The 12,785-nt window shown below is 44.7% G+C and carries 12 protein-coding genes and 5 tRNA genes; all 17 read left to right on the top strand.

The window, feature by feature from the left end; genetic code table 11:
• Positions 1-25: 25 nt before the first annotated feature.
• The 17 genes from lepA to nadC all read left to right on the top strand — a co-directional run bounded on the left by lepA (position 26) and on the right by nadC (position 12,508).
• On the top strand, positions 26-1,819 hold the full coding sequence (lepA, locus tag ACO0KW_RS17670; RefSeq protein WP_423054696.1) for a translation elongation factor 4: 1,794 nt from the start codon (positions 26-28) through the stop codon (positions 1,817-1,819).
• Complete coding sequence (gene lepB / locus ACO0KW_RS17665) at positions 1,816-2,712, top strand: signal peptidase I (protein ID WP_423054695.1); 897 nt, start codon at positions 1,816-1,818, stop codon at positions 2,710-2,712. The genes lepA and lepB overlap by 4 nt, the downstream gene beginning before the upstream one ends.
• A gap of 15 nt (positions 2,713-2,727) precedes the next feature.
• Positions 2,728-3,126, top strand: a complete 399-nt coding sequence (locus ACO0KW_RS17660) for a DUF4845 domain-containing protein (RefSeq protein ID WP_423054694.1) — start codon at positions 2,728-2,730, stop codon at positions 3,124-3,126.
• Between the two features lie 9 nt (positions 3,127-3,135).
• Complete coding sequence (gene rnc / locus ACO0KW_RS17655; protein ID WP_423054693.1) at positions 3,136-3,987, top strand: ribonuclease III; 852 nt, start codon at positions 3,136-3,138, stop codon at positions 3,985-3,987.
• 7 nt (positions 3,988-3,994) lie between these two features.
• Positions 3,995-4,897 carry a GTPase Era gene (gene era, locus ACO0KW_RS17650; RefSeq protein WP_423054692.1) on the top strand — a complete coding sequence of 301 codons (903 nt, stop codon included), beginning with the start codon at positions 3,995-3,997 and terminating at the stop codon, positions 4,895-4,897.
• A gap of 23 nt (positions 4,898-4,920) precedes the next feature.
• Positions 4,921-5,742 (top strand): DNA repair protein RecO, encoded by an 822-nt coding sequence (gene recO, locus ACO0KW_RS17645; RefSeq protein WP_423054691.1) that lies wholly within the window; start codon positions 4,921-4,923, stop codon positions 5,740-5,742.
• Positions 5,739-6,497 (top strand): pyridoxine 5'-phosphate synthase, encoded by a 759-nt coding sequence (gene pdxJ / locus ACO0KW_RS17640; RefSeq protein WP_423054690.1) that lies wholly within the window; start codon positions 5,739-5,741, stop codon positions 6,495-6,497. The genes recO and pdxJ overlap by 4 nt, the downstream gene beginning before the upstream one ends.
• Positions 6,494-6,907 (top strand): holo-ACP synthase, encoded by a 414-nt coding sequence (acpS, locus tag ACO0KW_RS17635; RefSeq protein WP_423054689.1) that lies wholly within the window; start codon positions 6,494-6,496, stop codon positions 6,905-6,907. The genes pdxJ and acpS overlap by 4 nt, the downstream gene beginning before the upstream one ends.
• Positions 6,900-8,780, top strand: coding sequence for an excinuclease ABC subunit UvrC (gene uvrC, locus ACO0KW_RS17630; protein ID WP_423054688.1), 1,881 nt, complete (start codon positions 6,900-6,902; stop codon positions 8,778-8,780). The genes acpS and uvrC overlap by 8 nt, the downstream gene beginning before the upstream one ends.
• 100 nt (positions 8,781-8,880) lie before the next feature.
• Entirely contained in the window at positions 8,881-9,477 is a 597-nt protein-coding gene (pgsA, locus tag ACO0KW_RS17625) for a CDP-diacylglycerol--glycerol-3-phosphate 3-phosphatidyltransferase (RefSeq protein WP_423054687.1), read from the top strand.
• Between the two features lie 43 nt (positions 9,478-9,520).
• Positions 9,521-9,596, top strand: a tRNA-Gly gene (locus ACO0KW_RS17620).
• A gap of 42 nt (positions 9,597-9,638) precedes the next feature.
• Positions 9,639-9,714, top strand: a tRNA-Gly gene (locus ACO0KW_RS17615).
• Positions 9,715-9,753: 39 nt separating this feature from the next.
• A tRNA-Gly gene (locus tag ACO0KW_RS17610) sits at positions 9,754-9,829 on the top strand.
• Between the two features lie 104 nt (positions 9,830-9,933).
• Positions 9,934-10,007 (top strand) — tRNA-Cys (locus tag ACO0KW_RS17605).
• Between the two features lie 71 nt (positions 10,008-10,078).
• A tRNA-Leu gene (locus tag ACO0KW_RS17600) sits at positions 10,079-10,171 on the top strand.
• 304 nt (positions 10,172-10,475) lie between these two features.
• Complete coding sequence (gene nadA / locus ACO0KW_RS17595; protein ID WP_423054686.1) at positions 10,476-11,609, top strand: quinolinate synthase NadA; 1,134 nt, start codon at positions 10,476-10,478, stop codon at positions 11,607-11,609.
• 8 nt (positions 11,610-11,617) lie between these two features.
• A complete protein-coding gene (nadC, locus tag ACO0KW_RS17590) occupies positions 11,618-12,508 on the top strand; it encodes a carboxylating nicotinate-nucleotide diphosphorylase (protein ID WP_423054685.1) in 891 nt (296 codons plus the stop codon).
• Positions 12,509-12,785: the final 277 nt, after the last annotated feature.

Here is a 12,785-nt window from a genome sequence, read left to right as displayed (position 1 = left end):
TTTGTAATCGGTTTCAGTATATCTAATGAATAATATTCGTAATTTTTCTATCATTGCCCACATTGACCACGGTAAATCTACTTTGGCGGACCGCATTATTCAATTGTGCGGTGGTTTATCTGATCGAGAAATGGAGGCACAAGTCTTAGATTCCATGGATATTGAGCGTGAGCGAGGTATTACGATTAAGGCTCAAACTGCAGCTCTTCACTACAAAGCATTGGATGGTCAGATTTATAATCTGAACCTTATCGATACTCCTGGGCACGTCGATTTTAGCTACGAAGTTAGTCGCTCATTATCCGCCTGTGAGGGCGCTCTATTGGTTGTAGATGCCTCTCAGGGTGTCGAGGCGCAGACAGTAGCAAATTGCTATACGGCGATTGACCTAGGTGTTGAGGTTGTGCCAGTGCTGAATAAAATCGATTTGCCTTCTGCGGATCCGGAAAACGCAATAAGTGAGATTGAAGAAGTGATAGGAATTGATGCGACTGATGCCGTCCATTGTTCCGCGAAGACAGGTTTAGGGGTTAGGGATATTTTGGAGTCTTTGATTGTCAAAGTCCCTGCACCGAAAGGTGATCCTGATGCGCCGTTGCAAGCTCTTATTATCGACTCTTGGTTTGATAATTACGTTGGTGTAGTGATGTTGGTTAGAATTGTCAATGGCACATTACGTCCCAAAGAAAAGATTCTTTTTATGGCGACCGAAGCGCAACATTTAGTTGAGAGCGTCGGCGTTTTTACGCCTAAATCGTTGAGTCGGCCAGAATTGTCGGCAGGTCAGGTTGGTTTTATTATTGCAGGTATTAAAGAGTTGAAAGCGGCGAAAGTTGGCGATACGATCACGACCGTGGCACGTGCCGCCAAAGAGCCATTGCCAGGCTTTAAGGAAGTTCAGCCACAAGTGTTTGCTGGGTTATTCCCGGTTGAGGCAAATCAGTATGATGCTTTGCGCGATTCGTTGGAAAAGTTAAAACTCAACGATGCAGCATTAATGTATGAGCCAGAAGTGTCGCAGGCTTTAGGTTTTGGATTTCGTTGTGGCTTCTTAGGTTTGTTGCACATGGAAATTGTGCAGGAGCGTCTGGAACGAGAATTCGACATGGATCTCATCACGACTGCGCCAACGGTCATTTATGAAGTGATCATGGGAGACGGTAGTACCTTGATGGTTGATAATCCATCCAAGATGCCAGATCCTTCTAAAATTGAAGAAATTCGTGAGCCAATTGTGACTGTCAATCTTTACATGCCTCAAGAGTATGTAGGTTCTGTGATCACCTTGTGTACCTCTAAGCGTGGGGTGCAGCTTGATATGAATTATCATGGTCGTCAGGTGAAGCTCACTTATGAAATGCCAATGGCAGAGATCGTTTTGGATTTCTTTGATCGATTGAAATCGACTTCGCGTGGATATGCCTCCATGGACTACGAGTTTAAAGAGTACCGTGCTGCGGATGTGGTCAAGGTCGATATGCTTATCAATAGCGAAAAAGTTGATGCGTTAGCGATTATTGTGCATCGTGCTAATGCACATTACCGTGGCCGTGCTGTCGCTGCAAAAATGCGTGAATTAATTCCACGACAAATGTTTGATGTGGCTATCCAAGCCGCAATTGGTGCGAATATTATTTCACGTGAAAATGTCAAAGCTTTGCGCAAGAACGTATTGGCCAAGTGTTACGGTGGCGATATTAGTCGGAAGCGTAAATTGCTAGAAAAGCAAAAAGCTGGTAAAAAGCGGATGAAACAAGTTGGCTCGGTGGAAATTCCACAAGAAGCATTTTTGGCAATTTTACAAGTGGAAGAAAAATGAATTTGCAATCCATAATTGGCAACTTCGCCTTAATTCTTTTCGTGCTTCTTATTGTCACTGGACTGGTTTGGGCGTTTGATCGGTTTGTTTTGGCTCCAAAACGTCTGGCGTATGCGCAACAAGCATTACGTGAATTTGATCTAAAAGCAAACGCTGATCAAGGCGCACGTGCGAACTTGGAAGCTAGCTTGCTAAGACAACCGGCTTGGGTAGAATATTCAGGAAGCTTTTTTCCTGTGATTGCCTTAGTGTTTGTGTTACGGTCGTTTTTGTTTGAACCGTTCAAAATCCCGTCCGGCTCAATGTTGCCAACTTTGTTCATCGGCGATTTTATTTTAGTAAATAAGTTTACTTACGGTATTCGTTTGCCAATCATTGATAAGAAAATTGTTTCTGTAAATGAGCCACAACGTGGTGAAGTGATGGTCTTTAAGTATCCTAAAGACCCAACTCAAAACTATATCAAGCGAATTGTCGGTATTCCGGGTGATCTTGTGGTCTACAAAAATAAGAAATTAACCGTAAATGGCGTGGCTAGTCAGTATGAGAATTTGCCTGATTTCTTACACGAAGGAAGCCAATTAAGCTATTCCCAAAAAATGAATGAGAAGTCAGGCAACTTTACGCATAGAGTGTTAAATGATGAGGGTGTTCCCGCCGCTGTTTCGCGAACAGCCGAAGACGACTTTCCCTTTGCCGATCAGTGTGTATACGATACTGAAGGTGTTAGTTGTAAAGTTCCGCAAGGGCATTATTTTATGATGGGTGATAATCGGGATAATAGTCGCGATAGTCGTTATTGGGGATTTGTTCCTGATCAGAATATAGTGGGAAAAGCGTTTTTTATCTGGATGAATTTTAGTGATTTGAAGAGAATTGGTAGTTTTCAATAAAATCGGAGAGAGACTATGCGTAAATATCAACAGGTGTCAGTGAAGAAAAGTCGTGGAATGTCTTTGGTTGGGTTGATCTTTGTCTTGGGAATACTTGCAGTATTGGTGTTATTAGCCTCTAAGATTGCACCAACGGCAATTGAATACATGTCGATTAAAAAGGCGATTCAAACTGCAAAATTAACTGGTGGTGGCTCGGCAAAAGACATTCAGCAAGCGTTTAATAAGCAAGCTGATGTTGGTTATATTACCTCTATTTCTGGGCGTGATTTGGTTATAGATAAGAGCGAGACAGGGTTTGAGGTCAGTTTTTTCTACACGAAAAAAATTCCATTATTTGGGCCAGCAAGTTTGTTGCTTGAATATCAGGGAACCACGGCAAAGACTCCAACGGCGCAAAAGAAACAGGAATAAGTCGGATTTATGAATGAACAGTTGTTGCAAAAGCGTCTGGGGCACCAATTTAATGATGTTGCACTATTGCAGCAAGCATTAACGCACCGAAGTCATAGTGTCACACATAATGAGCGCCTAGAATTCCTTGGTGATTCGATACTCAACTGTGTGGTTGCTTCCATTTTGTTTGATACTTTTCAGAGTATTGATGAAGGTGATTTGTCGCGTGTACGTGCGAATTTGGTCAAACAACAATCTTTGTTTGAAATTGCACAAAAATTGGAGCTTTCCCAGTTTTTACGTCTAGGCGAGGGCGAATTAAAGTCCGGTGGTTTTCGGCGGCCTTCAATTTTGGCGGATACGCTAGAGGCTTTGTTCGGGGCAATCTATTTGGACGCGGGTTTTGACATCGCCAAGAGAGTCATTCAATCCTTATATGAGCCTATCCTAAGCTCGGTTGATCCAACTACCTTAGGGAAAGATGCGAAAACCTTATTGCAGGAATTTTTGCAAAGCAAGAAAATCGCCTTACCGCAATACAATGTCGTTGCAACGCATGGTGCAGCACATAATCAAGAATTTGAAATCGAGTGTTTGGTACCTAAATTAGAAATTCAGGTATTTGGCACTGGCGGAAGTCGCCGGGCAGGCGAACAGGCAGCAGCGAAATTGGCTTTGGAAACTGCGGTCAAATTGCTGTCTAAAACTCCCAATAGCAAGAAATCCAAACCCCGTACATCACAGTTAAAACTAGCTGGAATTGCGACGATACAATCAACGGTCAAGATCAATGACATGAATCCTTCGCTGCTACTTCCTGAAGGCAGTGAAGAGCAGCTGTCTTTGGATGTGTCCGTGCGAGAGACTATACAAAAGTAAAATAAAGATGAATGATATGTTAGATAACTCAGAGTATCGTTGCGGCTATATCGCGATTGTTGGACGTCCGAATGTTGGTAAATCGACTCTGATGAATGCCTTGATTGGAGCGAAAGTCAGTATCACATCGCGTAAGGCGCAGACGACGCGTCATCGCATTACGGGAATTCAAACCAAAGACCAGACGCAATTCGTCTATGTTGATACGCCGGGTTTTCAGACACGTCATTCAAATCCGTTGAATCGCACCTTAAACCGGACTGTCACGAACACATTGATGGCGTCTGACGTCATCTTGTACATTATTGAGGCGGGCACATTCGGTCAGGCGGATCAGCAAGTAATTGATTTGTTGCCAAAAAATGTACCGTGCATCTTGGTAATCAATAAATCCGATCGAGTCAAAGACAAAGCCATTTTGATGCCTTTTGCGCAGAAGGTAATGTCCCTGTTCCCATTTACTGCCGTTGTGCCGGTGTCAGCAACATTGAAATTTCAGTTGGATAGCCTAGAACGCGAAACACGTAAATATCTTCCGTTGAATCCACCTGTGTTTGGTGAGGATGATATTACCGATCGTAGTGAGAAATTCTTGGCGACTGAGATCGTTCGTGAAAAATTATTTCGTTTTGTTGGAGACGAGCTGCCTTACACAAGTACGGTACTGATTGAGAAATTCGAACAGGAAGGTAATTTGCGACGTATATTCGTCGCAATCTTGGTTGATCGCGATGGACATAAATCTATGGTGATAGGCAATAAAGGTGCACGTTTGAAAGATATCTCCACGCAATCGCGACAAGATATGGAAAAGCTTTTTGGCGGTCCTGTGTATCTAGAAATTTGGATTAAAGTCAAATCTGGCTGGGCGGATAATGAAGCAGGATTACGTGCCTATGGCTATGAATAAAATCTGCGTCAGCGAGACAGTGATTGGATAAAGACTCAAATGCGGCGCTGACGACACCGAAACGTCGAGCGCGTGCTGGTGAGCTAAGTGTAAGTAGTGCGCTTGTTTTAACGCCCCCTAAGAGAAGCTCCAAAGAAGTCCGCATCCTGCATCAACCGGGCTTTGTTCTGCATTCGTATCCATACAAAGAAAGCAGCCTGATTGTTGACGTCTTTAGCCGTGAATATGGGCGATTGTCACTAGTTGCAAAGGGCGCAAAGCGTCCGACCTCTGCATTGCGAAGCGTTCTGCAAACCTTTCAACCCTTAAGTATTTCATGGACCGGAAAATCGGAAGTCCGTACACTGACTGCAGCTGAATGGGTCGGTGGTATGCTTCCACTGGAAAAATCAGCTTTGCTTTGTGGATTTTACCTGAATGAGCTATTGATTAAGTTCCTATTGCGTGATGAGTCAAATACGGTTCTGTTTGACCTGTATGTTTCTAGTCTGAATCAATTGGCGCACAATGAATCTGCGGCTATAGTGTTACGTAAATTTGAGCTTATACTTTTGCAACAAGCTGGATTGTTAGGTGATTTGACTTATTGCATTAATTCCCGTGGGCGGATTCTTGCTGAAGAGTTTTATGTCTTAGAGCCAGGTGTTGGTGTGCGCTTCGCTGGTCTTATCGAAAACCTTCCCAAAGTGAGTGGAAAAACGCTATTGGACATGTCTGTTGGCAGTTACACTGATCCTCAGACGCAAGCCCAAAGCAAACAACTCATGCGTTTTTTATTGAGCTTTCATTTGCATGGCGCACCACTTAATACACGCCAAATTTTAATTGATCTTCAAAAGCTATGAATATACACGGACAAACACAAAGTATTGATCTTGGTATCAATATCGATCACGTCGCGACAGTGCGAAATGCGCGCGGTACGATTTATCCAGAACCTTTGAAGGCAGCATTGCTGGCGGAAGAGGCGGGTGCAGATTGTATTACTTTACACTTGCGTGAAGATAGACGTCACATCAAAGACCGCGACGTAGAAGAGATACGTCCACGCTTATTAACACGTATGAATCTCGAAGCGGCAGTAACGCAGGAAATGATAGATTTCGCTTGTCGTATCAAGCCCCATGATGCATGTTTGGTACCAGAGCGCCGCGAAGAAGTTACGACAGAAGGTGGCTTAGACGTAGTACGATTTTACAAGCAGGTTGAGATCGCGACCAAGCAATTGCAGTGTGAAGGTATTCGCGTAAGTTTGTTTATTGATGCTGATCGTCAGCAAATTCAAGCAGCAAAAGATTTGGGTGCCACAGTAATCGAATTACACACAGGGCGTTATGCAGACGCGACTAGTGATGCGGTTCAAAAGAGTGAGCTATTAAGAATAAACGACGGTGTTGATTTTGCCTTGAGCTTAGGGTTGAAGGTGAATGCTGGTCACGGTTTACACTATACGAATACGCAGGCAATTGCCGCGATTCGTGGTATTTCAGAATTAAACATCGGCCATGCCATCGTTGCGCAGTCTATATTTGTCGGCTGGCAAAAGGCGATCGCTGATATGAAAGCCTTGATGGTAAAGGCAAGACTGGATGTGAAATGATTTTCGGGATTGGCACCGATATCGTTAAGATTTCACGGATTCAAGCGGCATTGTCGCGCCATCCGCAACGCTTTGCTGCAAAAATTCTTGGGCCGGATGAGCAGTCGATTTATCGGGAGCGAGCTGCACAGTCTTTGCGTCGAGCTGCTTTATTTTTATCTACACGCTTCGCTGCCAAGGAAGCGTTTTCCAAAGCAATAGGCCTAGGGGTACGCCACCCTATGAATTGGCATTCATTGCAAGTATTGAGCGACCAGATTGGGCGACCATATTTGTGTTGGGAAGGCGAGTTAGCGATGTGGATGAATGAACGTAATTTGTGCGCTCATTTGTCAATGTCTGATGAGGATGAATTTGCGATCGCGTATGTCGTAATCGAGCAGCGAATTTCAGGTAACGCCCATGAGTAAAGATAATGGCACCGTCACCACGCCCAATTCGGTTCTAGAGCTAGTTGCAGCATTGCCTAATTTGCCAGGGGTCTATCGCTACTTCGATGTTAATGATCAGGTTTTATATGTGGGTAAGGCGCGTGATTTAAAAAAACGTGTTTCTAGCTATTTTCAAAAAAATCTGAGTAGTCCGCGCATCGCCATGATGGTGGCGAAAATAGTTCGCCTTGAAACCACAGTCACGCGCAGCGAAGCAGAAGCACTGATTTTAGAAAATAATTTGATCAAAGCGTTAAAGCCTCGCTATAACATTTTATTTCGAGATGATAAGTCTTATCCCTATCTAAAAATTACCCGAGAAAAAACGCCACGCATGACCTATTTTCGCGGCGCGATCGATAAGAAGCATCAATATTTTGGGCCTTTTCCATCGGCCTGGGCGGTGAAAGAGTCCATGCAGCTATTGCAAAAAATATTTCTCTTGCGTAGTTGTGAGGACAGCGTCTTCGCAAACCGTACACGCCCTTGCTTATTGCACCAAATTCAACGTTGTAGTGCTCCATGTGTTGATTATATTTCAGATGCGGATTATCAATCTGATGTTGAAGACGCATCCCATTTTCTGCGCGGCCGCCAGTCCGAAGTGATGGCAAGGCTCGAGCATAAAATGTTGACTTATGCGCACGAATTGGCCTTTGAGAAAGCCGCCATAGTTCGTAATCAAATGTCGGCATTGTCGAAGGTGCTGCATCAGCAAAGTATGGAGCTCGCAGGCGATGCTGATATTGATATCGTTGCTGTTGTGTTAGACGGTGGTAGAGCTTGCGTTAACTTGGCAATGGTACGTGGTGGCCGACATTTAGGCGATCGCTCTTATTTTCCTAGCCATTTAGAGTTGGCTCAGGCCGCACTAAATGAAGGCATTGAAATTGAAGTGATGATTGCATTCATTGCACAACACTACATCAATCAATTTATTCCTAGTCAAATTATATTAAACGTCGAAATTGACGCTCCTGAATTGATGCTCGCATTGATGGAGCAGTGTGGCCACAAAATTCACTTGAGTTTTCAGCCGCAAGAACAAAAACGAGCATGGTTGGAAATGGCTGAAAAAGGAGCGCGCTTAGCGTTGGCTCGTGCATTGTCTGAGCAAGGTGCGCAACAAGTGCGTACAAAAGCCTTGGTTGATGCCTTAGACATCGAAATTGCGGATATGGAGCAATTTAGAATTGAATGTTTTGACATCAGTCATACACATGGTGAAGCGACTCAGGCATCCTGTGTGGTTTTTCATCACCATACCATGCAAAACAGCGAGTATCGTCGATTCAATATTCATGACATCACACCTGGTGACGATTATGCAGCGATGCGCCAGGTAATTCATCGACGCTTTGAAAAATTTGCGACCGCTAGTGAGGACTCTTCCGATTTGGTAGCTGTCATGCCAGATATCGTTTTGATTGATGGGGGGAAAGGGCAGGTCGAAGTTGCGCGTCAAGTATTTGTTGAACTAGGCTTGGATACAAGTTTGATTGTTGGTGTTGCCAAGGGCGAAGGGCGTAGAGTCGGACTTGAAACCTTGGTGTTCGTTGATGGACGTGAATCTAAAGAGTTGGGAAAAGAATCTGCAGCTTTGATGTTGATCGCACAGATTCGCGATGAAGCGCACCGTTTTGCAATTACTGGTATGCGTGCGAAGCGAGCGAAGGCCCGTCAGTCTTCAAAATTAGAAGAAATTGATGGTGTCGGCCCCAAACGACGTCAAAGACTATTGACTCGATTCGGCGGAATTAAAGGGGTCGAGGATGCCAGCGTGGAAGATTTGATGGCGGTCGAAGGTATATCACGTACATTAGCTGAAGAAATTTATCAGCGCCTCCGATAGTTTCTCAATTCGTTGCTTTCCTCGAAGAATTTTGAAATTAATTGCATGTGTGCACGTCAGGCAAAATATAATGCATTTAATTCTCAATTAATCCATCAAAATGCCTTTTAACTTTCCTATCTTATTGACTTGGTTACGGGTCGCTCTGATTCCTCTGGTGGTCGGAGTTTTTTATCTGCCGGATTCGATGTTGAGTCCATTTGAAAAGAATGTTGCCTCCACGGTGATTTTTATAGTTGCCGCAGTGACTGACTGGTTTGATGGTTTTCTAGCCAGACGCTGGAATCAAACATCGGCCTTCGGTGCCTTTCTTGACCCTGTAGCAGATAAATTAATGGTTGCTGGGGCTTTGTTAGTTTTAGTCGAATGGAATCGTGTGAACGCGGTCATCGCATTTATTATCATAGGGCGCGAAATTACGATTTCAGCGTTGCGTGAGTGGATGGCGCAAATAGGTGCATCCAAGTCGGTTGCGGTAAGTTCACTAGGTAAAGTCAAGACCGCAGCACAGATGGTAGCAATTCCTATGTTACTTTTTTATGGTGATCTGTTTGGTGTGGTTGATACGATACTTTGGGGAAGAGTGCTGTTATTAGTGGCTGCAATATTGACTGTATGGTCGATGTTTTACTATCTGCAGAAGGCTTGGCCTCTGATAAAAGAAAAAGCAGGCAATCTTCTGGATCATAATTCTTGACAACTTTTGCAGGTGCTATATAATGCACGGCTGTTGTCGCAATGCGGGAGTAGCTCAGTTGGTAGAGCGCAACCTTGCCAAGGTTGAGGTCGAGAGTTCGAGACTCTTCTCCCGCTCCAATTTTTTTTTTGGGTTGGCGCTGTAGTAGCAAGAAGTATTATGCGGGAGTAGCTCAGTTGGTAGAGCGCAACCTTGCCAAGGTTGAGGTCGAGAGTTCGAGACTCTTCTCCCGCTCCAAGTTTTTTGGAATGGCGCTGTAGTAGCAAGAAGTATTATGCGGGAGTAGCTCAGTTGGTAGAGCGCAACCTTGCCAAGGTTGAGGTCGAGAGTTCGAGACTCTTCTCCCGCTCCAGATTCCGAAGGGGAGCACAGCTTCCCTTTTTTATTCGTAAGTTGTTCCGCTTTTTGTTTGCTAAAGTTTGAGAAAATTCAGATGCAAATGAAATAGCAACCCTTGGCGGGGTAGCAAAGTGGTTATGCAGCGGCCTGCAAAGCCGTAGACGCCGGTTCGATCCCGACCCCCGCCTCCAAGAATTTTGATAGTTAAGTTTCGAACTATCATTAAGTAACAAGCTAGCAAGTTGCTAGATGCAAGTTGAGTGCCCGAGTGGTGAAACTGGTAGACACATCGGACTTAAAATCCGCCGCTTTCCGTAAAAGGGGCGTGCCGGTTCAATTCCGGCCTCGGGCACCATTAGTACGTTTCAGGCAGTACCAAGAAGCATTCAAACCCGCGTTACTCACTATGAGAACGCGGGTTTTTTGTTTCAGGACGTACCAAGCGGTTTCTTGACAGCCCAAGTTTTTGACGGTACTTTTGACGGTATGTCTTAAAAGACAGATGCCATCAAAAAAATGTTAAATTTTGATGGTGTGCCTGAAGTCTTCTTGGGTCGTTGGCCATGATTGTTCGAAATAAAGAGGAAAACCCGTCCTTCATGAGAAGTGCGGGTTTTTTTATTGCTGTTAAACTAGCGGTTTTTACTTTGAGACTTGAAATGGAAGCGACCAAAGTTATTGAATTTGAGCGTCCTCAAATGGATGTTGGCAGTAGTTGTACTGCGTCGGCGTGGGCGCGAGTGCCAGATGCGCCAAGTATTGATGAAAAAATTAAGTTAAAAAAGCGTATTGTGGAGCTGCTAAAAGAAAAGCAGGCTGTGCTGGTCGCGCATTACTATGTTGATTCTGATTTACAGGATCTGGCAGAAGAGACGGGTGGTTGTGTTTCTGATTCGCTGGAGATGGCGCGTTTTGGGCGTGATCATGCCGCCAAAACTTTGATTGTCGCAGGTGTTAAGTTTATGGGCGAGACGGCGAAAATCTTGAGTCCTGAAAAGACCATCTTAATGCCGGATTTGGATGCGACTTGTTCTTTGGATCTCGGTTGTGATCCAGAAGAATTTGCCGCATTTTGTGACGCTCATCCTGACCGTACGGTGGTGGTGTATGCAAATACCAGTGCGGCGGTGAAGGCGCGTGCTGATTGGATGGTGACTTCTAGCGTTGGCTTGGATATCGTTGCGCATCTGCATGCGCAGGGCAAAAAAATTCTTTGGGCCCCAGATAAACACTTGGGTGGCTACATTCAAAAGCAGACTGGTGCCGATATGTTGCTGTGGCAGGGTTCCTGCCTTGTGCATGACGAATTTAAGGGGATTGAATTGGAGATTCTGAAGGAGTCTCACCCAGCAGCCAAGATCTTGGTACATCCAGAGTCACCCGCCGCGGTGGTTGCTTTGGCGGATGTGGTCGGGTCTACGTCGCAATTAATTAATGCGGCAAAAACGATGGATGCGCAGGAATTTATTGTGGCGACTGATAACGGCATTTTGCATAAAATGCAGATGGCTGCGCCTGGGAAAAAATTTATTGTTGCGCCAACAGCAGGCAATAGTGCTACTTGTAAGAGTTGTGCGCACTGTCCTTGGATGGCGATGAATGGTTTGCGTAATCTCTTGCATGTGCTTGAGACTGGTGAGAATCAAATTCAAGTTGATCTTGTGATTGGGCAACGGGCGAAGCGTTCAATTGATCGCATGTTAGATTTTGCGGCAGCTCGAAAAAACAATGTGAAAGCAAGTGGTGATTTGGCGCAAGATGGAAAATTGTTTTCTGGTATTGGCCCAGCTTAAGGATGGCTATGAGTCTTCAAAGTACAAATTTAAAAAATACGTTTGCCCCTTTCGATTTGGATTTGACCAATGCGCTGAATGCTAACGTCTCGCTTGCATTGAGTGAGGATGTGGGAGCTGGTGACTTGACAGGTGAATTGGTGCCACTTGATGCGAGGGTTATCGCGCATGTTGTGGTGCGTGAAGAAGCTGTCCTTTGCGGTGCGCCTTGGTTTGATGCTGTGATGTTGGCGCTTGATAGCTCTATTGTGGTTGATTGGCAATATGCGGAAGGCGCGCTGATGAGTGCCGATACTATTGTATGTAAAATCCAGGCGCCGGCGCGTAGCTTGTTAACCGCTGAGCGTAGTGCGCTTAATTTTATGCAGCTGTTGTCGGGTGTTGCCACTGCAACGCGTCGTTATGTAGAGTTAATTGAAGGAACGTCCGCTTCGATTTTGGATACGCGTAAAACTTTGCCTGGAATGCGTTTGGCTCAAAAGTATGCCGTGCGCGTTGGTGGTGGAAAAAATCAACGTTTGGCCTTGTATGATGGCATTCTGATTAAAGAGAATCATATTGCTGCTGCCGGCGGCATTGTTCCAGCATTGCAGAATGCTAGTGAGGTTGTCGCAAAATACGTCCGACAAATTAGCGTGCAAATTGAAGTTGAATCCTTGGATCAGTTGCGGCTGGCATTGGATTCTGGTGCAAACTCAATTTTATTGGATAACTTTGATACGTCTATGATGCGTGCGGCGGTGGCGATTAACAACGGCCGCGCTTTGCTGGAGGCTTCTGGTGGGGTGGACTTAAGCACTGTTCGTGCGATAGCTGAGACTGGCGTAGATCGCATTTCTATTGGCGCACTCACTAAGGATGTTCGGGCGGTGGATTTTTCTCTGCGTGTTCAAGAGTAATTTGTATTTTTTGATAGATGTTAGAGCGCCCCACCCTTGGGGCGTTTTTCTTTTGTGTTTAGAGTTTCAGTCGTATAAGTAGATAGTGCAGGGCGATTTATAAGATTTATTCAATTTATCCAAATAAGTCTTGCCAAGGAAGAGCGATGCTTGCTATAGTTCGCCTCCCGCAGAAATGCGGGTGTGAAATAAGAGAAATGCAAGTAGCTGGTCGTTAAGTTCCTGATGTTTGAATTGAAGTTGAAGAAACTAAAATTTAGACGGTAGTTAAAACAGG

Source organism: Undibacterium sp. Ji22W, assembly GCF_049340305.1.
In the GTDB taxonomy this organism is placed as follows: domain Bacteria; phylum Pseudomonadota; class Gammaproteobacteria; order Burkholderiales; family Burkholderiaceae_D; genus Undibacterium.
The sequence above is the reverse complement of the archived record's forward strand: the minus strand, read 5'-3'. Positions and strand labels throughout refer to the sequence as shown.

Coding starts and splice junctions, on each gene's coding strand:
- lepA (WP_423054696.1), top strand. CDS start 26: ATGAATAATATTCGTAATTTTTCTATCATTGCCCACATTGACCACGGT.
- lepB (WP_423054695.1), top strand. CDS start 1,816: ATGAATTTGCAATCCATAATTGGCAACTTCGCCTTAATTCTTTTCGTG.
- ACO0KW_RS17660 (WP_423054694.1), top strand. CDS start 2,728: ATGCGTAAATATCAACAGGTGTCAGTGAAGAAAAGTCGTGGAATGTCT.
- rnc (WP_423054693.1), top strand. CDS start 3,136: ATGAATGAACAGTTGTTGCAAAAGCGTCTGGGGCACCAATTTAATGAT.
- era (WP_423054692.1), top strand. CDS start 3,995: ATGAATGATATGTTAGATAACTCAGAGTATCGTTGCGGCTATATCGCG.
- pdxJ (WP_423054690.1), top strand. CDS start 5,739: ATGAATATACACGGACAAACACAAAGTATTGATCTTGGTATCAATATC.
- acpS (WP_423054689.1), top strand. CDS start 6,494: ATGATTTTCGGGATTGGCACCGATATCGTTAAGATTTCACGGATTCAA.
- uvrC (WP_423054688.1), top strand. CDS start 6,900: ATGAGTAAAGATAATGGCACCGTCACCACGCCCAATTCGGTTCTAGAG.
- pgsA (WP_423054687.1), top strand. CDS start 8,881: ATGCCTTTTAACTTTCCTATCTTATTGACTTGGTTACGGGTCGCTCTG.
- nadA (WP_423054686.1), top strand. CDS start 10,476: ATGGAAGCGACCAAAGTTATTGAATTTGAGCGTCCTCAAATGGATGTT.
- nadC (WP_423054685.1), top strand. CDS start 11,618: ATGAGTCTTCAAAGTACAAATTTAAAAAATACGTTTGCCCCTTTCGAT.